This is a genomic window from Hyphobacterium sp. (assembly GCF_043584775.1).
In the GTDB taxonomy this organism is placed as follows: Bacteria; Pseudomonadota; Alphaproteobacteria; order Caulobacterales; family Maricaulaceae; genus Hyphobacterium.
This window is the reverse complement of the sequence record NZ_CP121327.1, coordinates 2528413-2548889: the sequence shown is the minus strand read 5'-3', so window position 1 is coordinate 2548889 and position 20477 is coordinate 2528413. Positions and strand designations below refer to the sequence as shown.

Genomic DNA, 20477 nt, shown 5'->3' with positions numbered 1-20477 from the left:
ACGCAGATGTCACGGTGTGGGTCCCGGGTTCGCGCATTTTGCGCGCCCCGGAATGACGAATGGAATACTTGCCTCCCGCACAGGCCCGGCTAATCTCCCGCCCATGCACAATTTTTCCTTCCGCACCGTTCCCCACATCGTCTTTGAAGCTGGCGCGTCCAAACGCCTGTCAAAGCTCGCCGCGCCTGTCCTGAAAGACGCAAAGCGCCTCTTCTTTGTCACCGACAAGGGCGTGCGCAAGGCCGGTCTGATTGATGAGGCGCTGGCCGCACTGAAGGCCGACGGTTTTGATGTCTTCGTCTTTGACGAGGTGGTCGCCGATCCGCCCGAAGCCGTAGTGCTGGGTGCCGCCGGGAAAGCCCGCGACTTCGGCGCGCAGGCGATCATCGCCTTTGGCGGCGGCTCGCCCATGGATACGGCCAAGGTGGTGTCGCTCCTCGCGGGCGGTGATCAGCCCCTGTCGGAAATGTATGGCGTCGAGCAGGTGCAGGTGACCGGCCTGCCCTCGATCATGATCCCGACCACGGCAGGCACGGGTTCGGAAGTGACGAATGTCGCCGTCCTGACCACGGGTGCGACCTCCAAGCGCGGTATCGCCGCCGGGCCGCTTTATGCCGACATGGCCATTCTCGATCCGGAGCTGACGCTGGGCTTGCCGCGCCATGCCACGGCCGCAACCGGAATTGATGCCATGGTCCACGCCATCGAGGCCTTCACCAACAAGCGCTCGAAAAACCCGGTTTCGGATGCCCTGGCGCTGGCCGCGCTGAAGAAATTGCAGGGCGCCATCCTCACCGCCTGCGATGAGCCCTCCAACATCGAGGCCCGCGGCGACATGCTGCTCGGTGCCATGCTGGCCGGCCAAGCCTTCTCGAACTCGCCGGTCGGCGCCGTCCATGCCATGGCCTATCCGCTGGGCGGGATTTTCCATGTGCCGCACGGCCTGTCGAACTCGGTCGTCCTGCCGCCGGTGCTGAAGTTCAACGCGGTCGCCGCCGAGAACCTCTATGCCGAGATGGCGGGCCATCTGGGTCTGGAGGCCAGCTCGTCCGCGCTGATCACCGAGATGGAGCGCATCGCCGATGCCACCGGCATCGAGACGCGCCTCTCGCAGCTGGGCATCTCGCATAACGATATTCCGCGCATGGCAGAGGATGTGGCCGCCAATGACCGCCTCCTGCCGAACAATCCGCGCGAATTGACCTATGACGATATCGTCCGCCTGTATGAGGAAATCGTATGAGTGGCGAGCGCACCTCTCGCGCCGACTATCCCGTCTTCATGGAAATCGCCACGCGCTGGCAGGACAATGATGTCTACGGCCACCTGAACAATGTCGTTTATTACGAGCTGCTCGATACGGTCGTGAACCGGCACCTGATCGAGGCTGGCGTGCTCGACCCGGCGACCAGCGATCAGATCGGTCTCGTCGTCGAATCCGGCTGCCGGTATTTCGCGTCTCTGGCCTATCCGGAAGTGATCGATGTCGGTCTTCGCGTGGCGCATATCGGCAATTCCTCGGTGCGCTATGAGGTCGGGGCCTTCGCAAAAGGTTCCGACACGGCCGCCGCCGAAGCCTTCTTCGTCCACGTTTATGTCGCTGCTGAAACCCGCCGGCCCAAGCCGCTGCCAGACGATTTCCGGGCGGTGTTGACGCAGCTGGCGGTTGCCTAGTCCAGGCCAGCCTGTCATTAGCGATGCCATGCGAGAGATCAAACGTCCGCTCTATCTTGTGGCCGCCGCCGCCATTGCCTTCGGCGGGCTGCTGGCCGTGTTGATTTTCGCCTCATGACCCCCATCGAGAACCTGCGGCAGCGCATTTCCGACGGCACGCTGGCCGAGGACGCCGGACAGCTGGCGGCCGCCGAAGCGTTGACGGATCTGCACCAGCGGCTGGCCAGCTGGCGCATTCGGGATGGCTGGTTCCGCCACAAGACACCGCCGCCGCGCGGGCTTTATCTCTGGGGCGGAGTCGGGCGCGGCAAATCCATGCTGATGGATCTGTTTTTCAGGACCGCACCGGTGGCGCAGAAACGCCGCGTCCATTTCCACGAATTCATGCAGGAAACCCATGCGCGGATCGGCGCATGGCGCAAGCGTCTGGAGCGCAAGAAGGGGCAGGATGACCCCATCCCGCCCGTCGCCAAGGCCATCGCCGCAGAGGCGCGCCTGCTCTGTTTTGACGAGTTCCAGGTCACAGATATCGCCGATGCCATGCTGCTGGGACGACTGTTCGAGCAATTGTTCGAGATTGGCGTCGTGGTCGTGGCCACCTCAAATCGCGTACCGGACGATCTCTACAAGGACGGCATCAACCGCCAGCTTTTCCTGCCCTTCATTGCCGAGCTGAAAGACCGGTTGGATGTCATGGAAATCGCCACCGGCGTGGATCATCGCCTGCAGCAACTCACCGCTGCGCCGGTCTATTATACGCCGCTGGGCGGGCAGGCTGAGGCCGCCCTGGACGATGCCTGGCAGCGGCTGACACAGGGTGCAGAGCCGCGCGCCTGCACCATCACCGTTCAGGGCCGCGCCGTTCCCGTGCCGCGCGAAGCGGCAGGTGTGGCGCGTTTCACTTTCGAGGAATTATGCGCAAGGCCGCTGGGCGCCGCCGACTATCTGGCGCTGGCCGCCCAGTTCCATACCCTGTTGATCGGGAATGTCCCGCAGCTCTCGCCGGAGAAGCGCAATGAGGCGAAGCGCTTTGTCACATTGATTGACGCGCTCTACGAAGCGAAAACCAAGCTGATCATGAGTGCCGCCGCCCAGCCGGATGACCTTTATCCGGCGGGCGATGGATCCTTTGAATTTGAACGCACGGCCTCGCGCCTCATGGAAATGCGGTCGGAAGACTATCTCGCCGCCGCCCATGAAGAGGCGAGACCGGAAACAGGAGAAAACTGATGTCCCGCTCCATCAGTCTCGACGAGACCCTCACCACCTATGTCCGCAACGCCAATCGCGCCGAATCCCCGGCGCTGGAACGCTGCCGCATCGAAACCGATGCGCGCGAGGACAAGATGATGCAGATCAGCCCGGAGCAGGGCGCTTTCATGAAGCTGATCGCGCGCATGGTGAATGCGAAGACAGCGGTCGAGGTCGGCGTGTTTACGGGTTATTCCGCGCTCGCCACGGCGGAAACGATGAAGGAAATGCACGGATCAAAAGCCCGGCTCTTTGCCTGCGACGTGTCCTATGACTTCATCGGCATTGCCGAAGATTACTGGAAGGAAGGCGGCGTCGCCGACATCATCCAGCCGGTGATTGGTGATGCCCGCCAGAGCCTGATCGGTCTGTTGAATGACGGGCTCTCGGAGAGCGTCGATCTGATGTTCGTCGATGCCGATAAAACCGGCTATCCCGATTATTACACCGCCGGTCTCAGCCTGCTGCGTCCGGGGGGCATCATGTTGTTCGACAATGTGCTCTGGTCCGGCTCGGTCGCGGACCCTGCCAAAAAGGATGCCGACACCGAAGCCCTGCGCGCCATTGCCGACAAGCTGCGCGAGGATGATCGCGTCGAGATCGCCTTTACCGCCATTGGCGATGGTGTGTTGATGGCGATGAAGCGCTAGTCCTCGGCCCGCTCCCACCCGAAGCTGAATGCCTGCTCGCCGGACAGATCCGAAATCGTGGCGGTCAGCGCATCGCCTTCGCGCACATAGGTGATGCGCTGCGGGAAATCGTGATCGGGATTCTCGAAGGTCACACTGTGTTCCGCGCTGTCCACGCGCTCAAAGCAGACCGCCTCGCCGCCGCCGGGCTGCGCGCAATAAGCGGCGCCATCAACGCTCTCGACAATGCGCATGAATTCAAAGGCCCGCGCCTGTCCGTCTTCGATCGTGCGATTGACGCCGAGATAGAGCCCGCCCTCGCCATTGGTCCAGATTTCTTCGGACACGCGGCCTTCCGCCTCGCTGCGCCAATGACCTTCCATCCAGGACAGGTCATCCGCGGAAGCGCAGGCGGTCATCAGCAAGGCGAGACCAGAAGCAGAAACAGATTTGAACATGGATATTCCTCCGATTTCCTCGCACATTATGGCCGGACAATCGACAGGTCTTGAAGAATATGGACACGCCGCCCGCCTATGCATTTCAGCCCGTAAACGGCCATGACGTCATTGCAGGTGTCTGGCAGCTGGAATCGGGTCCCGGCGAGGATCGTATTGCGCCGGATACGCGCTGCGAGATCATTTTTCATCTGGCCGAGCCCCCGCAGGAAAAGGCCGGAGACGCCTGGGTGCGTCAGCCATCGCATATGATCTATGGCCCGCTCACCCGGGTTCTGGAATTAAGGCGCACCTCGCCCATGCGGCTTGCGGCCATTCGCTTGCGGCCGGAGGGCATAGGCGCCATCGCACCGGACCCGCGGCATCTCCGCAATCGCAGCCGGGATCTGGCGGACTTGCTGCCGGCGCCGGCGATTGCCACCCTGGCAGGTGCCGCAAGGCGGCCGCTTGCGGACTTCGCAAAGACCGCCTGTGAAACCCTCCCCTTCCGCACGCCCGAATCTCGGGCTACCGGGCGTGTCCGCACCGCCATCGACAGGCTGGAACAGGACCCGGCTATTCGCCCATCGGCGCTGGCCCGGGTGGCCAACATCTCGATTCGGACGCTGGACCGGGATTTCATGCGCTGCACCGGGCTCACCCCCGGTGAATTCCTGCAGATCACCCGCTATCATCTGGCGCGTCAGGCGATCCGCAACGGCGCGGGCTCGCTGTCGGACATTGCAGTGGATGCCGGCTACGCCGATCAGGCGCACATGACGCGGGATTTCCGGCGCTTTGCCGGGCGGACACCGCGGTTGAAGCGCGGCGAGGATGCGTCCGACATTTTCTACGAAGCGGGATGACAATCCGCCCACTTGCCGCCGGACGCAGCGGGGTTTAGACCGTGCGCGAATTTCTGCACTTGCGAAGGAGCGCCCACATGGCCCGTAATAAAATTGCCCTCATCGGTTCCGGAATGATTGGCGGCACGCTCGCCCATCTCGCTGCGAAGAAGGAATTGGGCGACATTGTCCTCTTCGACATTGCTGAAGGCATGCCACAGGGCAAGGCGCTGGATCTTTCACAGTGCGGCCCGATCGAAGGGTTCGACGCGAAAATCACCGGATCCAACGATTATGCCGACATTGCCGGAGCCGATGTTGTGATCGTCACCGCCGGTGTGCCGCGCAAGCCGGGCATGAGCCGCGATGATCTTCTGGGCATCAATCTGAAGGTCATGAAATCTGTCGGCGAGGGCATCCGGAATAATTGCCCCGACGCCTTCGTCATCTGCATTACCAATCCGCTGGATGCCATGGTCTGGGCACTGCGCGAGTTCTCCGGCCTTCCGCACAACAAGGTCGTGGGCATGGCGGGCGTGCTCGATTCGGCCCGTTTCGCCACCTTCCTGGCCTGGGAATTTGATGTGTCGGTCCGCGATGTGAACGCCTTTGTGCTGGGCGGACATGGCGACACCATGGTGCCGGTCCTGTCCTATTCCACGATCAATGGTATCCCGGTCGCGGACATGGCCAAGATCAAGGGCGTCGATGTCAGCCGCCTCGACGAAATCGTCGACCGCACCCGCAAGGGCGGCGGCGAGATTGTCGGCCTGCTGGGCAATGGCTCGGCCTATTACGCCCCGGCCTCCAGCGCCATCGCCATGGCCGAAGCCTATCTGGGCGACCAGAAGCGCGTTTTGCCTTGCGCGTCCTTCGTTGAGGGCAAGTATGGTCTCGACGGGCTCTATGTCGGCGTGCCGACAATGATTGGCGCCGGTGGCACAGAGGACGTGATCGAGATCGATCTCTCGGACGAGGAAAAATCCAACCTCACGGTCAGCGTCAATGCGGTGAAGGAATTGCTTGAAGCCTGCAAGGCGCTGGATTCCAGCCTCGGCTAGACCGGCGCTTTATACATATTGCGTTATTGGCAGAGCCGCCCGACATCTCGGGCGGCTCTTTTTTTTATTTAGACAAATGGGTCAGAGCCCGACCAGTTGCATGCTCGTATTCAGCCGCATCAGCTCAAAGGACACGGTCAGCATGAAGGTCGTCCAGGCAAAGATCGGCCACATCAGCGCCGCCGCAAATTTCTGGGCCCGGCCAATGACAAGCAGGGCAAGTGCCGTCAGCACCCAGCTGCCGAGAATGGCATAAAATCCGAAGGTCACATCGCGCAGGATGACGAATCCGGCCAGCCATCCGCCCGAGGCCAGATAGAGCAGGACCAGGAGCCCGATTGATACCCGCCGGGCCCAGCCATGGCCGAAGCGGTCCACCACCCAGAGCGCCAGCGCCATCACCATGGTCTTGGCGATCCAAAACCAGGTCAGGATCATGACCGGCGGCAGCCAGAGCGGCCTCTGCAAATCCTCATACACCCATTCCACAACGCCGGTCGCAAAGGCGAGGCCGGAGATGATGCCGGTCATGCCTGCGGCAATGATCCAGTATACGGCGAGGCGTATGATTGTGGGACGGTTTGTATGGGCCATGCGAAGGACGGATTGCTCCAGTATTGATCAACATCCCTCCATCGCAAGGAATGCGCCAATTGTGGCATCAGCGAGGCATTGCGCTTGCCAGCCGCAGCACGGCGGCATATTCCGGCGTCCCGCTGGCACTTCTGGAGGTTAGAATGGCGCTTGATGTTTCAACTTTCGGACCGCGTCTGGAAACAGACCGTCTTGTGCTTCGAGTCCCGGAGGAGCGCGATCTGGAACCGCTGGCGGCAGCCATGGCAGATGAGGAAACTGCGCGCCATATCGGCGGCACGCAATCACCGCCCATGGTATGGCGCGCCATCGCCAGCATAATCGGCCACTGGGCCTTGCGGGGATACGGGTTCTTCACGGTCGAGGACCGGACGACCGGCGAATGGCTTGGCCGGGTTGGGCCCTGGTTTCCACATGGATGGCCGCAGCCGGAAGTGGGCTGGACCATCAAGCGCGAAGCCTGGGGAAAAGGCTATGCCAGCGAAGCTGCCGCCCGGTCGATCGACTGGGCGTTTGACGCGCTTGGATGGGATTCGGTGATCCACCTGATCGACGAAAAGAATACAGGCTCGCAAGGAGTCGCAAGGAAACTCGGCTCCCGCAATCTGGGCCGTAAGGCGGAGGTCGCGGGCTTCGGCATGATTGTCGATGTCTGGGGCCAATCGAAAGCCGACTGGCAAGCCGGTCGCCGCTAGATCCAGCCCCGGTCGCGCAGGTCCGGATAGAAGCTGCGGCTGACCGGCGCCTCGATCTCACCGGTCAGGGTCAGAACGGCACGTCCACCCGACTTTTCGGCATGGTGTATTGCGGCCCGCGCCACCCACCAGGACCGGTGGGTCTGTGCCCCCTCCAGGCCTTCGACTGCCGCTATCGCGTCGCTCAACCGCATCAGGATCAGGGCATCTCCGCGGTTGGTATGCACTCGCAGATAATGATCTTCCGATTGCAGGGCGAGGATGTCGGCAGACCTCAGCCGCACGGGCAGTTTGTCGGTCAATGCCCGTCCGGCCGTTGGCGTGGCAGCATCTTCGTTCCGGCTCTCCAGCATGTAATTGATGGCGGTCACGGCGGCCGAAATCACGAAGACCAGCCCGTAGATCATCGGCCATGTATAGATCGGAGGCGCCGGGCCCAGCACGGCCTGTATGCTGATGACGGCGATGGACACGGGTAGCGACACCAGTGCGGCAATTAAAGCGTAGGCCGCGAGTTTTGGCATGTCGGGCGCAAACCGGCTCAGGGCCCAAGCGGCGGCATTTCCGGACGCGCCGCCGAGCAGCATAAGTGACACCCAGTAGATCCAGATCCACGGCCAGCCGAGCCCGCCGGTATTATAGGGGGCGAGTATCGCCAGAAACGTTCCGATCCCGGCTACGAATAGATAGCCAGTGCCGTGATCCTTGAGCCAGTTGGTCAGTCCCTGCACGAACAAGCCCTCCATTCGCGTTTCGTGAATGGAAACCTAGCGCCATTCGCGACGGGAAACAGCCCGTTTGCGTAGTCACGCTTCTATGTCTCCAGCCGCTCTGACACTGAGGTCCCGTCATCGCAAACTGTCAGAAGGAATTTCGTCATGCACACACTTCGTCAATTTGCCTGGGCCGTGGGGCTTGTGGCGGTCGTTGTCGGGATCGCGCTCATTCAGGGCGGGCTGTTCGAAAACGGCATGCTGCAGGCTTATGGCCGCGAATTCGGGAATATGGCGGCCGGTTTCAATCCGGATTTTGCGGCGTTTTTCCGCGCGCCCCTCATCATCCAGATCCATGCCGGCGCGGCGCTATCGGCACTTTTGCTCGGCGCGGTTCAGCTGCTGGCCCCCAAGGGCACAATTCCGCATCGGACGCTCGGCTATGTCTGGGCAGGGTTAATGTTCACCACCGCGATCACGGCGATTTTCATTCGCGAAATCAACGACGGCAACTTCAGCTTCATCCATATATTCGTGCCGCTAACGCTGATGGGTTTGTATGGCATGATTACCCACGCCCGCGCCATGCGCACCGACAAGCACCGGAATGCGGTACTCGGCCTTTTTCTGGGTGCGTTGGTTGTGCCCGGCCTGTTTGCCTTCATGCCGGGGCGGTTGATGTTCCAGATGTTTTTCGGTGGCTAAAACGGTTCCGTGAACTCCTTGAACAAAGTTTCAGTTTTTCAATCCCTGGAATATGCCATGCTTTCTGGATAGCTGAAGAAATTGGGGACAATCATGAAATCTTTTCTAGTGGGCACCTTTGCAGCCTTGGGGATCGCGGCCGCCGCCTCTGCTCAGGACGACTGGCGTACCGAAGCCGTCGCGGCCTTGCCGCAGGTTGGAGAAATGCATCTTCAGCTGATCAATAATGAGGAAGCTGACGGCTTTATGCGTCTTGGCTGGGCACGGGACGACGAGAACGGCATCATCCAGTTCTACGACCGTACCATGCTGGCGAGCCAGGAAATCTACGAGACAATGGGGGGATCCATCCGGGCCGACACGCTGGCTCCCATTGATGTTGCAATCCGCTTTCATCAGCAATCTGCCATCCTCTCTGTCGAAGCTTCCGCTCAGGACGGGGTGATGATCGGCGGCCGCACCCTGACCCAACCTTTTGCCGGACAGCAATCGGCGGAAATCAACACACCCATTACCGATGGCATGATGATGCGGGCTGCCGTATTCCTGCTGTCCCAGACTTTCCCGCTGGATGCTGGCGACTCGATTGGTTTTGACTGGTTTTCATCCCTGACGGGTTCGCCGGGCACGGTCACCATCACCGCATTTGACGGCGGCCGGATCGATACGATCGGCGGTTCTTTTGACACCTTGCGTCTCGAACTGCGTGGAGCGTCGCCGGAAAACGACATCTACGTGACCGATAATGACGGGCTGCGACAGGTCGTCAGGATTGATGTGATCGGCCAGCCCATGCGCTTTGAAGCCTTCCCGGTAGAAGGGGCCGCAGCGGAATAGAGTTTTCGCTGGCAAGCCGGGGCGGGTTCGTTAAGCTCGCCCCATGCGTGCTTTGTTTGGTATTATAATATTTCTGTTGAGCGCGGCCGCCGTCGAGGCGCAAGCGGCGCGTCCGATCCTGCTGGAAGCCTGCAATGATGCACCCTTTCCAATCGGGATTGCAGCAGCCTATCGCAATGACCCAACCTCCCGGCGCGTCGCGCAGGGTTGGTTCGAAGTTGCCCCGGGAGAGTGTCTCGAAGGAGGGCTCGGCGATATTGTTGGTGATGAGATCTGGCTGGGTGCGGCGTCCGGGTCCTGGCGTTGGCCCCAAGCCGGTCAGGCCGATGTCCGGTATTGCACGCCGGCGCAGACATTCTTTGGTCTGGCCCGATCCGGTGATTGTGTTGATGTGGAACGGCTGACCGGTTTCGAGCGCGTCGCCATTTCGCCCTATCGTTCGGGATAGGGCCGTGTGCAAATTCGCTATTCCTGCGATGATTTCGGGCCGGATGATGCCGTCCTGTGCCGTCAGACGCAGATTGGGCGCGATGGCCTGGCTGTGCCGGTCAATCATCTTGAGGTCTGCAATATATGGTCCGTTGATGCCGAAGTCGCGGCAGGAGCCAGCACGGATTTCGTCGGTTTCGAAGTTTCAGGTTGGGGCCGGATTCCGCCGACGCATTGCCGGATCGTTTATCGCGGTTTTCCGGCGGGCGGCGAGGTCTGGTTTGCGAGCCGGATTGCGGAGACGGGTGAAATCGTTCCGGCCTATGAAGGAAATCTGTGTGTTGCTGCGACCAATGCGAACGCCTCGGGCCCCCGCGGGGCCTTCGTGAATGCCGGCCAGTGTCCGGTCGATGCGCCGATTAGTGCCGGGGCTGAGCGAATCCGCTTTGGTCCGAATGTCGAAAATTATCAGGCCTATGTGCCGCGCCAGCCGCGCTAGCGTCGTTTGCGTTTCACAATTCGGGTGTAGAATGCGCCTGTTCATTACGGAGCTTCCCGATGCGCGCATTCCGCCTTTGCCTGCCATTCACCTTGCTTTTTGCAGCCTCGGCCTGTGCACAGGGTCCGTCCAGCCAGGCTCATGAGGCCGCGGCTCCGCCGCGCACCGTTTTCGAGGCGCTTCGCCCCTATTATGATCAACTCGACATCGAGCGGCCGACCGCCGGACCGTCTGCATCACGCGACCCATCGCTGGCCCTGACGCGGATTGCTTTTGGCTCCTGCAGCGATCCGGCAAGGGACATGTCAATCCTGAATCGAATCGCTGCGGATGACGCTGACCTCTTTATCTATGCGGGCGACAATGTTTACGGCGATGCCTGGTCGTGGGACCCTACAATGCCGGAACTGCGCAGTGCCTATGAATCACTTGCGGCTTCATCCGAGTTTCAGGCCCTGCGTGCCCGGACGCCCATGCTGGCAGTCTGGGATGACCATGATTATGGCATGAATGATTTCGGCCGATCCTTCCTCTTCAAGGAATATGCAGAACGGCTCTTCCTCGATTTCTGGGCCGTGCCGGAAAATGATGAGCGCCGCAGCCGCGAAGGCATATATACGTCCCGCGTTTACGGACCCGAAGGGCAGCGCACACAGATCATCCTGCTGGATACCCGGTATTTCCGGTCGGATCTGACACGCACACCGGAGCGCGGAGCCGTCGGGAGAGAACGTTATATCCCGTCTGAAGCTGACGGCCAGGATATGCTGGGCGATGCACAATGGGACTGGCTGGAAGCGCAACTGGCGGTGCCAGCCGACCTTCGCCTGATCGTCAGCTCTATCCAGGTGCATGCAGATGGTCACGGCTGGGAAGCCTGGCGGACTCTGCCGCAGGAAAGGGCCCGTTTTTACGATCTTATCGAGCAATCGGGTGCCGAAGGCGTGATCCTGATGTCCGGTGATCGTCACTCGGCCGGCATATATGTTCGCGAAGACGTGATCGGATACCCGCTCTACGAGATAACCTCGTCAGCCCTGAACATGTCGTTTCAGGATGAAAACAACGAATCCGGCCCGCATCGTATCGGCGAAATGTACGCGCCTGTGAACTATGGCGTGATTGATGTGAACTGGGAGGGCCGTTCCGTGAACCTTGAAATTCGCGACGCCGAAGGCCGTGCTGTAAGGGAAATATCTGTGTCGCTCGCAGACCTCGCCCCTCGGTAGCATTACAGATCGTTCACGAAATCCCGCAGTTTGATGATAACGCGATAACGGCGACGTCAGCACGATCCATCAGACGTGATTGGCAAAGCCGCGTCTATTCAGCCAGTTTTCATCTCGCTGGCCGGGGATGGTCCCGACCGGTGAAACACATCACCCCCTGGAGGTCTTGATACCATGAATACCCAAACCAAATTTGCCGCACTTGCCGCATCCGCTCTGGCGCTGTCCCTGTCGGCGGCGGCATCCGCCGACGATTCCGACATGTCTGATGCGGGCGACATGGAGCGCTGCTATGGCGTGTCTCTTGCCGGCGAGAATGATTGCGCCGCTGGGCCGGGCACGTCCTGTGAAGGCACGTCAACGGTCGATTATCAGGGCAATGCCTGGACCTATGTTCCGGAAGGCACGTGCGAGAACATCGAAACGCCTTACGGCAATGGCTCGCTCGAGCCGGTCGAGCGCCCGTAAGCGCTGGCACCGAAGATGACCTCCGCTCACCTCCCCCTTGCTCCGGCACCCGAAATGGGTGCCGGCATCGGCCTCAAGCCGCAACATTATCGCAGTGTGCTGGAAAGCCGGGCCGAGGGGATGTGGGCGGAAGTTCATCCGGAAAACTACATGACCGAGGGCGGCCCCCGTCTGGCCTGGCTGGACGCTATCCGCCGCGAGCACGCGCTCTCCCTCCATGGAGTTGCGCTATCGCTCGGTGGGGCCGATCGTCCCGATCGCGGGCATCTGAAAAAACTGCGCGCCCTCGCTGACCGGTATCAACCGGCACTGATGAGTGAGCATCTCGCCTGGTGTGCGCATGACGGCACCTATTTCGGCGACCTTCTCCCCACGCCCTATACGAGCGCGCAACTGGATCGCTTCTGTGCCCATGTTGATGAGACCCAGGACGCGCTGGGCCGGACCATTCTGATCGAGAATCCATCCATCTATCTGCCACTGAAGTCAGAAATGACCGAGCAGGAATTCCTGGCCGAAGCGGTCAGGCGCACGGGGTGCGGATTGTTGCTGGACATTAACAATGTCTTCGTGACCAGCTGGAATCTCGGACAGGACCCCTATGCCTATATTGACCACGTACCCGGGGAAGCCGTCGGAGAAATCCATCTCGCCGGCCATGAACAGGATAAAAACCTGGGCGATCAATTGCTGATCGACACACATGGCGCGCCGGTGCGCGATGATGTCTGGAAGCTCTATGATTACGCCATTGCGAGGACCGGACCGAAGCCGACCCTCATCGAGCGCGACAGCAATCTTCCAGCCTTCGATGAGCTGATGGCCGAGCGCGATCGCGCACAGGGCCTGTTGGAGACCGCCCATGGCTGACTTCCATGATGCTTTCGCGCAGGCGCTGAAATCCGGGGATGCCTCGGCGCTGCCGGCCTTTACCGACGGCGCTCCGGATACGAATTTCAAGGTCTATCGCAATAATGTGGTCAAAGGTGCCGCGGACACGCTGGGCGATGCCTATCCGGTGATCCGGCGGCTGGTTGGCGAGGCATTCTTTCAGGGCATGGCGCGCGCCTTCTGGGCGGCGCACCCGCCGGCAGAGCGCACCCTGGCCCTTTATGGTGCAGGCTTTGCTGACTTCGTTGAAAGCTTCGAGCCGGCCCGGCCGCTGGTTTATCTTGCCGATGTCGCCCGCATTGAACGCGCCTGGCTGGAAGCCCACCATGCGCCAGATGCGGCACCGCTCGGGCTGGCGGATGTGAAGGGGTTGGCGCCCCACGATCTGGCCGCCATTGCGCCGGGCCTTCATCCCTCTGTCCGTATTCTGGCATCCGCTCTTCCCGCCTTTTCGATCTGGCGCACCAATCGCGAAGATGAAACCGTCAGGAAAATCTCGCTGGAGGCCGGGGGCGAGATGGCACTGCTGCATCGTCCGAAGATGGAGGTGCGCTACCGGCGCCTGTTTCCGGCGGAAGCCCTTTTTATCGCGCGCATAGAGGCCGGACAGAGCTTTGAGACCGCATCCAGTGCCGTTGCCGACCATTTTCCGGGCGTCGAGCCCGCTCCGCTATTCATTGCCTTGCTGAAGGAAGGCATTTTCAAAGGGACCAATCATGAGCACTGAGAAATTTGACGGCAATCCGCCGGTTCTGGGCGCGTTTGGCGCGCTCTATCAATCCGTCTATGGCAAGGTTCAGGACCTGATCGGGCACAATGGTCTGGCGCTTTTTGCCCGTCTGGCGATTGCCGGCGTTTTCTGGCGGTCCTTTCTCAACAAGGTCGAGACAAATGGGTATTTCGATTTTGTCGAGGTCATCAATAATTTCGAGATCCAGCGATCCCTGATCAAGCTGCCCGCTTTTCCCGTCACGATTACTGATCAGACCTTTGCCAATTTCGCCGACGGCGGCCGCAACGCCCTGCCACTAATTCCCGGTGATATCGCGGCGGTCATGGCGACCACCGGTGAGGGGCTATTATCCCTCCTGCTGGTCATGGGGCTGTTCTCGCGCTTTGCGGCCACCGGGCTGATATTCATGGCGCTGGTCATCCAGTTTTTTGTCTTTCCGACCAATGCCCATTTCTGGGGAACGGTCGCTTTATGGCTGATTCCGCTGCTTTACCTTGTCGGCCGCGGATCGGGCGCTATCTCCCTCGACTATGTCCTGACACGCCAACTGTCTCGATAACCCTCCGAGCGTTTGGACATGACACGCCGCTGACCGTTCCCCCGGTCAGCGGCGCTCTCCATTTGGCGTTGGCGTCCAAACCGGCTAGGACGCGGTCAGGCACGAATTTCATGGGGCAAGACGATGAAAGTCTTCTTGAAGACATTGCAGGCCCGCCTGCGCGACCCGCGTCAGTTTTCGGTAAAATCGCCGGACCGGATCTGTCCGATCTGCGGCTATGAGGGTCGCTTTTTGTCGCTCGGCACACCGCCGCGCTGGGATGGCCGCTGCCCCAATTGCTCCTCACGCGAACGCCATCGCCTGCTGCACATTTGCCTGGAGCGTGAAGGCATAGATCTAACCGACGGCCGTTCCATCCTGCATTTTGCGCCCGAAGGCTATTTCAAGAAAATGATGGGCGACAGCCCGGCCTATCACACCGCTGATCTGGTGCCCGGCAAGGCCCGTCACGCCATGGATATGGCCGACATGACGTTTGACGATGACAGCGTCGATGTCGTGATCGCCAATCACGTCCTGGAACATGTGCCGGACGACCGGAAGGCCATGCGCGAAAGCTATCGCGTGCTCAAGCCCGGCGGTCTGGCCATCTTTACTGTGCCGCAAAACTGGGCCCGGGCCGAAACCTATGAGAATCCGGATGTCACCTCAGCGGCGGACAAGTATGCGCATTATGATGATGCTAGCCATGTCCGCTATTATGGCCGGGATTTTGCCGATCGCGTAAGAGAGGCCGGTTTCGAGGTCACCGAATGGCGCCTCCCGCCGGAAGAGGAGCCGAAATACGGCCTTTTCAAGCAGGACATCATCTATCTCTGCCGCAAAGCCGCCTAGCCGCGCTCAAAGACCAGATAGACGCTCACGGGAAAGACGGGTGTGATTCCGTCCAGCCCGGCAATGCCGGCCAGGGCCTCGACGGCCGCTCCGAGTCCGAATTCACGCGCATCGATCAGCGCCGGTTCGGATGACACGACCAGGACACTGTCGGCTCCGTTCCGTATGACGCGCACGGGCGCGTAAACCGTCCGCGCTTCACCATGCAGGCTGACAGCGAGCTGTAATTCGGTTTCCAGATTGTCGCCGACCGCAAGGTCCGCAAACAGGGACGGGTCGAGATTGGCCGTGAGCTGGATGTGAGGAAATTCGCTGACTTCAAAGAATATGTCGCGCAAGCGCTCATTGCGGATATCGACATAGCTTTCAAAGCTGGCCGCATCGATATTCAGCCGGGCTTCGCCCGACGCGGAGACCGAACCGGATAGCGTCTCAAACCGGCTGGTTTCAACAACATTGCCATTCTTCACACTGATGACAGTGATATCCGACGCCGCGCCATCTAATTGCCATGACGTGCTGGTAACTGGCGTCTCGGCTGAACAGGCGACCAGAAAAGCGGCGAAAAGAATTGCGGCTACACCCTTGAACATGTCAGAGCCTTCCTGTTGCTTTGGCGAATAAGTCTAATCTGAATCTAGGACAAATATTGTGATTTTCTACCGTAACGTTTCCGTCGTCATGCTGGCCATCGCGGTCTGGCAGATCGCCAACGGGCTGCTCAACGTCGCCCTGCCGCTGGCGATGGCGGGAGCGGAATGGTCCGGCCTCGCCATTGGCGCGATTGCTTCGGCCTATGCGCTGGGCTTCATGGCGGGGGCCTTCTACGCACCGAGCCTGATCGCGCGCATTGGACATATTCGCGCCTTCGCGGCCGCTGGCGGCCTGGCCGCCGCAGCGACCCTCTTCCTTGGCGTCGACACCAATGCCTGGCTCTGGTTCGCCCTGCGCCTGTTCTTCGGTGCCAGTGCCGCGGTATTGTTTGCGGTTGCGGAAAGCTGGATTGCGGATGCCACGCCGGCAAAGAGCCGCGGCGGTGTGATTTCCGCCTATCAGATTGCAGGCCGGGCCGGGATCGTCATTGGTCCATTCCTGATTGCCGGGGGGGCTGAAGGCATTGGCGGCGCCCTGTTGATTGCGGGCGCGTTTCTGGCGCTCGCCATTTCGCCCATTGCGGCGACCAGCAAGGCCCAGCCGGCCTTGCCGGATCATCCGCAGGGCTCACCTCTGGAAGTGCTGAAAATTGCGCCATCAGCAGCGATCGCCGTATTTGCCGCCGGTCTCGTGAATACCGGTGTTCTGGCCTTCATTCCCATCTGGGCCGGGGGTCTGGGCGGCGAGAATGCCAATGAGAATGTCACAGCCGCTGCCGCTCTGGTGATGGGCGTGATCTACGCTGCTTCCATGGCCAGCCAGTGGCCGGCCGGGAAAATTTCGGATCACTATGACCGCCGGCTGGTCATTGGCGCGCTGGGCGCGGGCTGGACGCTCGTCTCCCTGGTGCTCGTCGCTTTCGTAAATCCCGGCCTGATACTGGGCGTTGTTCTGATTGGCCTCTGGGGCGCGACCTCTCTGGCGCATTATGGCGTCGCCATCGCTCACGCAGCCGACCGGGCAGAGCACGGCCAATTGCCGGCCATGGCGTCCGGCCTGCTTCTGGTTTGGGCGATCGGGTCGGTCATCGGCCCGCTCATCGCCGGCGCGCTCTATGCCAGCCCGATGGGGATGCGCGGTGTCTTTCTGTTTTCAGCCATTTCCGGCGCCTTGCTGGCCGGGGCGATGGTGTTGAGGAAGCGCAACAAGGCTGCCGCGCCGGAAGCGGAGCGGGAGGATTTCGTCAATCTGCATGCCACCTCTGCAGCGCTGGCGGAAATCGACCCGGATGAAGCCGAGGCCTGACCTCTGCGATTGAAGGGGCTAACGCGCATTGCACCGCATCATGCCGGTGTTATAAGCGCGCTATATCTTTCCGCCTGAACGCTGATTCTCCACGCGAGGCTTCAATCCATGAATATCCACGAATACCAGGCCAAATCCCTTCTGAAATCCTTTGGTGCGCCGGTCGCCGATGGCGGTGTCGCCATGACCCCGGCAGAAGCCGAAGCTGCCGCCAAAAATCTGCCCGGCCCCCTGTGGGTGGTGAAAGCGCAAATCCACGCCGGTGGACGCGGCAAGGGCAAGTTCAAGGAAGCCGAAGCCGGCGACAAGGGCGGGGTTCGCCTCGCCAAATCGACCGCCGAGGTTCGCGAATTTGCGGCGCAGATGCTCGGCAACACGCTGGTCACCAAGCAGACGGGTGAGGCCGGCAAGCAGGTCAACCGCATCTATGTGGAGGACGGCGCGGATATTTCCCGCGAGCTGTACCTGTCCATTCTCGTGGATCGCGCCACCAGCCGTGTCGCCTTTGTCTGCTCGACCGAAGGCGGCATGGATATCGAGGCGGTCGCCGAGGAAACACCGGAAAAAATCCACACCATTCATGTCGATCCGGCGGCAGGATATAGCGGCTATGTCGGCCGCAAGATTGCCGCCGCGCTGGAGCTCGACAATGCCCAGACCAAGCAATGCGTGAAGCTGATGGGTCAGCTTTACACCGCCTTTGTCGAGACCGACATGGCGCTTCTGGAGATCAACCCGCTCATCGTTACGGACGCCGGCAATCTGCACGTCCTCGATGCCAAGGTCGGCTTTGACAATAATGCCATGTATCGCCACCCGGACATTGCCGAATTGCGCGATCTGACCGAGGAAGACGAAAAGGAAATCGAGGCGTCCAAATACGATCTCGCCTATATTGCGCTGGAAGGTGATATCGGCTGCATGGTCAACGGGGCGGGCCTTGCCATGTCGACCATGGACATCATCAAACTCTATGGCGCCGAGCCGGCCAACTTCCTCGACGTTGGCGGTGGTGCGACCAAGGAAAAAGTGACCGCCGCCTTCAAGATCATCACCGCTGATCCGAATGTGAAGGGCATTCTGGTCAATATTTTCGGCGGCATCATGAAGTGTGATGTCATCGCCGAGGGCGTGATCGCCGCGGTGAAAGAGGTCGGTCTCAAAGTGCCTCTGGTGGTTCGCCTCGAAGGCACGAATGTCGAAAAAGGCAAGAAGATCATTTCCGAATCCGGCCTCGATGTAATTTCGGCCGATGATCTCGACGATGCCGCCCAGAAAATCGTGAAAGCGGTGAAGGGGTAAGTGGCTTTAGCGGACGCCCCACAAGCCATCGCCTTGGGTGATCGGGCCAGCAGCACGTCGCGCTTTCTCGCGGCGTCAATCGATCTCGGCCTGATTTTTTTACTTGTAATAGGTCTGGATCGTTTGCTCGACCTTGGAACGCTCTCCTTGCCATTCGCTGGCCAAAGCTCGACAGCAGGTATGACCGGGGTGCTGGTCGCGGGGTTGGGTCTGGCATTTATGGCAAAATTCTGGAGCACGTCGCCGGGAAAAAGTTTGCTTGGATTGCGCATCGCGCACGCGAGTTCGCAGGGAGATATCGCAGCGTGGCAGGCAGCCGTTCGGCAGGCGCTCTGGTTTGTTTCACTATTGGGTGGATGGGCTTTTCTTTGGATGCTCTGTGACCGCCGGGGGCAAGGTTTGCACGACAAGTTGGCGCGCACTGTTGTGGTGAAGGTTTAATGACCGGCCTTTTCCAGATCATCCTGATGGTGGCGCTGCCGGTTGCAGCCGGGGGCTATGCCGCCTGGTTTCTGCGAGGCCGTCTGTCGGCCATGCGCTGGAATGTCTACGCCGCCGTTTTGATGATCGGCCTTCTGGCACCAGTCCTGTTGGGCCTTCTGATCGCGCAAGCCATGATCGGCATGGTGGAAACCGGCATGACTCTAGCCATTCCCATGATCATGGGCGTGTCCGCAGGCACAGGCTGGCTGGCCGGGGCCCTGATGTTCCGCTTCAACGGAGAGGGCGCATGACCAACCGCTCCGATTTCACCTTCTTCCACGAACACCGCGTGCGCTGGGCCGAGGTCGATCCGCAGGCTATCGTCTTCAATGCGAATTATTTCGTCTTCGTCGATCACGCTGTGACCGAATATTTCCGCGTCAACAATCTGATGTGGGACGAGACGCTGAAAGCCGGCTTCGACTTCTTCACTGTCAATGCCAATTGCAATTTCCGCAGCCCGGCGCGGCTGGACGAGCTGATCCAGATCGGCTTCCGCTGCAAGCGCTTCGGCACGTCGTCTGTGGATTATGCCTTCGGCATTTTCCGGGGCGATGAATTGCTGGCCGATGGCACGATGACCTATGTCTGCGCGGACGCGAAAACCCGTCGCCCCATCCCGCTGCCGGACACCTATACCGACCGCATTCTGGCGTTTGAGCGCCATCCGATTGAAACAAAACAAGCTGCCTGAGGTTCGAATACTATGGCCGTACTCGTCGACAAGAATACCAAAGTGATCTGCCAGGGCCTGACCGGCAAGAATGGCACCTTCCATACCGAACAGGCCATGGCCTATGGCACGCAGATGGTCGGCGGTGTGACGCCGGGCAAGGGCGGTCAGACCTGGCACGGGGATGAGGATCAGAGCCTCTCCCTGCCGATCTATAATACGGTGGCCGAAGCGGTTGCCACGACCGGCGCCAATGCCTCGGTCATCTATGTGCCGCCGCCTTTTGCCGGTGACGCAATCCTGGAAGCCATTGATGCCGGCGTCGAGCTGATCGTGACCATCACCGAAGGCGTGCCGGTCTCCGACATGATCAAGGTAAAGCGCGCCCTGACGGGTACGAAATCCCGCCTTGTGGGGCCGAATTGTCCGGGCGTCATCACGCCGGGTGAATGCAAGATCGGCATCATGCCGGGCCATATCCACCAGCGCGGCACGGTCGGCGTGGTCTCGCGCTCCGGCACGCTGACCTATGAAGCGGTCAAGCAGACCTCGGATGTCGGCCTCGGCCAGTCCACATGTATCGGGATTGGGGGTGATCCCGTGAATGGCACCAATTTCATCGATTGCCTCGAGCTATTTCTCGGCGATGACGAGACGCAATCCATCGTCATGATTGGCGAAATCGGCGGCTCTGCCGAAGAAGAGGCCGCGCAATTCCTGAAGGATGAAGCGAAAAAAGGCCGCTCCAAGCCGGTCGTCGGCTTTATTGCCGGCCGCACAGCGCCTCCGGGCCGCACCATGGGCCATGCGGGCGCGGTTGTGTCCGGCGGCAAGGGCGGCGCGGAAGACAAGATCGAGGCCATGAAATCGGCCGGGATCACCGTCTCCGATAGCCCGGCGCGTCTCGGCACCACCATGATTGAGGTCTTGAAAGGCTAGCCGATCGTTCAAAATCCAGGGGAGGCGGCAGGAAAACCGGCCCCGCCCCTGTCCGGTTTGGGGTTTACAAAGGGGGTAGGCTCACCGGAAATACAATC

At 60.6% G+C, this 20477-nt stretch carries 27 protein-coding genes; 23 read left to right on the top strand and 4 right to left on the bottom strand.

Features of this window, described 5'->3' with window-relative positions:
* Window positions 1–103 precede the first annotated feature (103 nt).
* The 4 genes from P0D52_RS12770 (at window position 104) to P0D52_RS12755 (ending at window position 3575) form a co-directional block, all read left to right on the top strand.
* A complete protein-coding gene (locus P0D52_RS12770; RefSeq protein WP_394693030.1) occupies window positions 104–1243 on the top strand; it encodes an iron-containing alcohol dehydrogenase in 1140 nt (379 codons plus the stop codon).
* The gene (locus P0D52_RS12765) at window positions 1240–1674 is read left to right on the top strand and encodes an acyl-CoA thioesterase (RefSeq protein ID WP_394693029.1); all 435 of its coding nucleotides are present in this window, start codon (window positions 1240–1242) and stop codon (window positions 1672–1674) included. The genes P0D52_RS12770 and P0D52_RS12765 overlap by 4 nt, the downstream gene beginning before the upstream one ends.
* 114 nt (window positions 1675–1788) lie before the next feature.
* Window positions 1789–2904, top strand: coding sequence for a cell division protein ZapE (gene zapE, locus P0D52_RS12760; RefSeq protein ID WP_394693028.1), 1116 nt, complete (start codon window positions 1789–1791; stop codon window positions 2902–2904).
* Entirely contained in the window at window positions 2904–3575 is a 672-nt protein-coding gene (locus P0D52_RS12755; protein ID WP_394693027.1) for an O-methyltransferase, read from the top strand. Before zapE ends, P0D52_RS12755 begins: the two co-directional genes overlap by 1 nt.
* Here the strand turns inward: P0D52_RS12755 and P0D52_RS12750 are convergent.
* Window positions 3572–4012, bottom strand: a complete 441-nt coding sequence (locus P0D52_RS12750) for a DUF6265 family protein (RefSeq protein ID WP_394693026.1) — start codon at window positions 4010–4012, stop codon at window positions 3572–3574. The genes P0D52_RS12755 and P0D52_RS12750 overlap by 4 nt on opposite strands.
* A 59-nt stretch (window positions 4013–4071) precedes the next feature.
* On the opposite strand from P0D52_RS12750, the gene P0D52_RS12745 reads away from it, so the two are divergent.
* On the top strand, window positions 4072–4857 hold the full coding sequence (locus tag P0D52_RS12745) for a helix-turn-helix domain-containing protein (RefSeq protein ID WP_394693025.1): 786 nt from the start codon (window positions 4072–4074) through the stop codon (window positions 4855–4857).
* Window positions 4858–4934: 77 nt separating this feature from the next.
* Window positions 4935–5897: a malate dehydrogenase gene (gene mdh, locus P0D52_RS12740; protein ID WP_394693024.1), complete on the top strand. Its 963-nt coding sequence runs from the start codon at window positions 4935–4937 to the stop codon at window positions 5895–5897.
* Window positions 5898–5978: 81 nt separating this feature from the next.
* On the opposite strand, the gene P0D52_RS12735 is transcribed toward mdh, so the two are convergent.
* Window positions 5979–6491: a TspO/MBR family protein gene (locus P0D52_RS12735; RefSeq protein ID WP_394693023.1), complete on the bottom strand. Its 513-nt coding sequence runs from the start codon at window positions 6489–6491 to the stop codon at window positions 5979–5981.
* A gap of 143 nt (window positions 6492–6634) precedes the next feature.
* Here P0D52_RS12735 and P0D52_RS12730 point away from each other — a divergent pair, with 143 nt between their 5' ends.
* The gene (locus tag P0D52_RS12730) at window positions 6635–7186 is read left to right on the top strand and encodes a GNAT family N-acetyltransferase (protein WP_394693022.1); all 552 of its coding nucleotides are present in this window, start codon (window positions 6635–6637) and stop codon (window positions 7184–7186) included.
* On the opposite strand, the gene P0D52_RS12725 is transcribed toward P0D52_RS12730, so the two are convergent.
* Window positions 7183–7932 (bottom strand): LytTR family DNA-binding domain-containing protein, encoded by a 750-nt coding sequence (locus P0D52_RS12725; protein ID WP_394693021.1) that lies wholly within the window; start codon window positions 7930–7932, stop codon window positions 7183–7185. The genes P0D52_RS12730 and P0D52_RS12725 overlap by 4 nt on opposite strands.
* 132 nt (window positions 7933–8064) lie before the next feature.
* Between P0D52_RS12725 and P0D52_RS12720 the strand changes: the two genes are divergently transcribed.
* The 10 genes from P0D52_RS12720 to P0D52_RS12675 all read left to right on the top strand — a co-directional run bounded on the left by P0D52_RS12720 (window position 8065) and on the right by P0D52_RS12675 (window position 15083).
* Window positions 8065–8604 (top strand): DUF2306 domain-containing protein, encoded by a 540-nt coding sequence (locus P0D52_RS12720; RefSeq protein ID WP_394693020.1) that lies wholly within the window; start codon window positions 8065–8067, stop codon window positions 8602–8604.
* A 93-nt stretch (window positions 8605–8697) separates the two neighbouring features.
* Window positions 8698–9441: a hypothetical protein gene (locus P0D52_RS12715; protein WP_394693019.1), complete on the top strand. Its 744-nt coding sequence runs from the start codon at window positions 8698–8700 to the stop codon at window positions 9439–9441.
* Window positions 9442–9484: 43 nt separating this feature from the next.
* Window positions 9485–9889 (top strand): DUF1036 domain-containing protein, encoded by a 405-nt coding sequence (locus tag P0D52_RS12710; RefSeq protein WP_394693018.1) that lies wholly within the window; start codon window positions 9485–9487, stop codon window positions 9887–9889.
* A gap of 6 nt (window positions 9890–9895) precedes the next feature.
* Window positions 9896–10369 carry a DUF1036 domain-containing protein gene (locus P0D52_RS12705; RefSeq protein WP_394693017.1) on the top strand — a complete coding sequence of 158 codons (474 nt, stop codon included), beginning with the start codon at window positions 9896–9898 and terminating at the stop codon, window positions 10367–10369.
* 59 nt (window positions 10370–10428) lie between these two features.
* Entirely contained in the window at window positions 10429–11598 is a 1170-nt protein-coding gene (locus P0D52_RS12700; protein WP_394693016.1) for an alkaline phosphatase D family protein, read from the top strand.
* Window positions 11599–11772: 174 nt separating this feature from the next.
* A complete protein-coding gene (locus P0D52_RS12695; protein ID WP_394693015.1) occupies window positions 11773–12066 on the top strand; it encodes a DUF2282 domain-containing protein in 294 nt (97 codons plus the stop codon).
* 15 nt (window positions 12067–12081) lie between these two features.
* Window positions 12082–12936 (top strand): DUF692 domain-containing protein, encoded by an 855-nt coding sequence (locus tag P0D52_RS12690; RefSeq protein WP_394693014.1) that lies wholly within the window; start codon window positions 12082–12084, stop codon window positions 12934–12936.
* Window positions 12929–13684: a DUF2063 domain-containing protein gene (locus P0D52_RS12685; protein WP_394693013.1), complete on the top strand. Its 756-nt coding sequence runs from the start codon at window positions 12929–12931 to the stop codon at window positions 13682–13684. Before P0D52_RS12690 ends, P0D52_RS12685 begins: the two co-directional genes overlap by 8 nt.
* Entirely contained in the window at window positions 13674–14249 is a 576-nt protein-coding gene (locus P0D52_RS12680; RefSeq protein ID WP_394693012.1) for a DoxX family protein, read from the top strand. The genes P0D52_RS12685 and P0D52_RS12680 overlap by 11 nt, the downstream gene beginning before the upstream one ends.
* A gap of 123 nt (window positions 14250–14372) precedes the next feature.
* Window positions 14373–15083: a class I SAM-dependent methyltransferase gene (locus P0D52_RS12675; RefSeq protein ID WP_394693011.1), complete on the top strand. Its 711-nt coding sequence runs from the start codon at window positions 14373–14375 to the stop codon at window positions 15081–15083.
* Here P0D52_RS12675 and P0D52_RS12670 read toward each other — a convergent pair.
* A complete protein-coding gene (locus P0D52_RS12670) occupies window positions 15080–15676 on the bottom strand; it encodes a YceI family protein (protein ID WP_394693010.1) in 597 nt (198 codons plus the stop codon). The two genes, P0D52_RS12675 and P0D52_RS12670, sit on opposite strands and share 4 nt — an antisense overlap.
* Before the next feature lie 58 nt (window positions 15677–15734).
* On the opposite strand from P0D52_RS12670, the gene P0D52_RS12665 reads away from it, so the two are divergent.
* The 6 genes from P0D52_RS12665 (at window position 15735) to sucD (ending at window position 20379) form a co-directional block, all read left to right on the top strand.
* Window positions 15735–16982, top strand: coding sequence for an MFS transporter (locus tag P0D52_RS12665; protein ID WP_394693009.1), 1248 nt, complete (start codon window positions 15735–15737; stop codon window positions 16980–16982).
* Between the two features lie 108 nt (window positions 16983–17090).
* A complete protein-coding gene (sucC, locus tag P0D52_RS12660; protein WP_394693008.1) occupies window positions 17091–18284 on the top strand; it encodes an ADP-forming succinate--CoA ligase subunit beta in 1194 nt (397 codons plus the stop codon).
* Window positions 18285–18725, top strand: a complete 441-nt coding sequence (locus P0D52_RS12655) for an RDD family protein (protein WP_394693007.1) — start codon at window positions 18285–18287, stop codon at window positions 18723–18725.
* Entirely contained in the window at window positions 18725–19018 is a 294-nt protein-coding gene (locus tag P0D52_RS12650) for a hypothetical protein (protein ID WP_394693006.1), read from the top strand. The genes P0D52_RS12655 and P0D52_RS12650 overlap by 1 nt, the downstream gene beginning before the upstream one ends.
* Window positions 19015–19461, top strand: coding sequence for an acyl-CoA thioesterase (locus P0D52_RS12645; RefSeq protein WP_394693005.1), 447 nt, complete (start codon window positions 19015–19017; stop codon window positions 19459–19461). The genes P0D52_RS12650 and P0D52_RS12645 overlap by 4 nt, the downstream gene beginning before the upstream one ends.
* Before the next feature lie 12 nt (window positions 19462–19473).
* Entirely contained in the window at window positions 19474–20379 is a 906-nt protein-coding gene (gene sucD, locus P0D52_RS12640) for a succinate--CoA ligase subunit alpha (RefSeq protein WP_394693004.1), read from the top strand.
* Window positions 20380–20477 lie beyond the last annotated feature (98 nt).

What these genes read in the sequence shown, in the direction of transcription:
- P0D52_RS12700 (WP_394693016.1), top strand. Translation starts at nt 10,429, where the DNA reads ATGCGCGCATTCCGCCTTTGCCTGCCATTCACCTTGCTTTTTGCAGCC.
- P0D52_RS12710 (WP_394693018.1), top strand. Translation starts at nt 9,485, where the DNA reads ATGCGTGCTTTGTTTGGTATTATAATATTTCTGTTGAGCGCGGCCGCC.
- P0D52_RS12755 (WP_394693027.1), top strand. Translation starts at nt 2,904, where the DNA reads ATGTCCCGCTCCATCAGTCTCGACGAGACCCTCACCACCTATGTCCGC.
- P0D52_RS12745 (WP_394693025.1), top strand. Translation starts at nt 4,072, where the DNA reads ATGGACACGCCGCCCGCCTATGCATTTCAGCCCGTAAACGGCCATGAC.
- P0D52_RS12735 (WP_394693023.1), bottom strand. Translation starts at nt 6,491, where the DNA reads ATGGCCCATACAAACCGTCCCACAATCATACGCCTCGCCGTATACTGG.
- mdh (WP_394693024.1), top strand. Translation starts at nt 4,935, where the DNA reads ATGGCCCGTAATAAAATTGCCCTCATCGGTTCCGGAATGATTGGCGGC.
- P0D52_RS12690 (WP_394693014.1), top strand. Translation starts at nt 12,082, where the DNA reads ATGACCTCCGCTCACCTCCCCCTTGCTCCGGCACCCGAAATGGGTGCC.
- sucD (WP_394693004.1), top strand. Translation starts at nt 19,474, where the DNA reads ATGGCCGTACTCGTCGACAAGAATACCAAAGTGATCTGCCAGGGCCTG.
- P0D52_RS12670 (WP_394693010.1), bottom strand. Translation starts at nt 15,676, where the DNA reads ATGTTCAAGGGTGTAGCCGCAATTCTTTTCGCCGCTTTTCTGGTCGCC.
- P0D52_RS12720 (WP_394693020.1), top strand. Translation starts at nt 8,065, where the DNA reads ATGCACACACTTCGTCAATTTGCCTGGGCCGTGGGGCTTGTGGCGGTC.
- P0D52_RS12685 (WP_394693013.1), top strand. Translation starts at nt 12,929, where the DNA reads ATGGCTGACTTCCATGATGCTTTCGCGCAGGCGCTGAAATCCGGGGAT.
- P0D52_RS12730 (WP_394693022.1), top strand. Translation starts at nt 6,635, where the DNA reads ATGGCGCTTGATGTTTCAACTTTCGGACCGCGTCTGGAAACAGACCGT.
- zapE (WP_394693028.1), top strand. Translation starts at nt 1,789, where the DNA reads ATGACCCCCATCGAGAACCTGCGGCAGCGCATTTCCGACGGCACGCTG.
- P0D52_RS12675 (WP_394693011.1), top strand. Translation starts at nt 14,373, where the DNA reads ATGAAAGTCTTCTTGAAGACATTGCAGGCCCGCCTGCGCGACCCGCGT.
- P0D52_RS12725 (WP_394693021.1), bottom strand. Translation starts at nt 7,932, where the DNA reads ATGGAGGGCTTGTTCGTGCAGGGACTGACCAACTGGCTCAAGGATCAC.
- sucC (WP_394693008.1), top strand. Translation starts at nt 17,091, where the DNA reads ATGAATATCCACGAATACCAGGCCAAATCCCTTCTGAAATCCTTTGGT.
- P0D52_RS12695 (WP_394693015.1), top strand. Translation starts at nt 11,773, where the DNA reads ATGAATACCCAAACCAAATTTGCCGCACTTGCCGCATCCGCTCTGGCG.
- P0D52_RS12770 (WP_394693030.1), top strand. Translation starts at nt 104, where the DNA reads ATGCACAATTTTTCCTTCCGCACCGTTCCCCACATCGTCTTTGAAGCT.
- P0D52_RS12765 (WP_394693029.1), top strand. Translation starts at nt 1,240, where the DNA reads ATGAGTGGCGAGCGCACCTCTCGCGCCGACTATCCCGTCTTCATGGAA.
- P0D52_RS12680 (WP_394693012.1), top strand. Translation starts at nt 13,674, where the DNA reads ATGAGCACTGAGAAATTTGACGGCAATCCGCCGGTTCTGGGCGCGTTT.
- P0D52_RS12715 (WP_394693019.1), top strand. Translation starts at nt 8,698, where the DNA reads ATGAAATCTTTTCTAGTGGGCACCTTTGCAGCCTTGGGGATCGCGGCC.
- P0D52_RS12645 (WP_394693005.1), top strand. Translation starts at nt 19,015, where the DNA reads ATGACCAACCGCTCCGATTTCACCTTCTTCCACGAACACCGCGTGCGC.
- P0D52_RS12750 (WP_394693026.1), bottom strand. Translation starts at nt 4,012, where the DNA reads ATGTTCAAATCTGTTTCTGCTTCTGGTCTCGCCTTGCTGATGACCGCC.
- P0D52_RS12650 (WP_394693006.1), top strand. Translation starts at nt 18,725, where the DNA reads ATGACCGGCCTTTTCCAGATCATCCTGATGGTGGCGCTGCCGGTTGCA.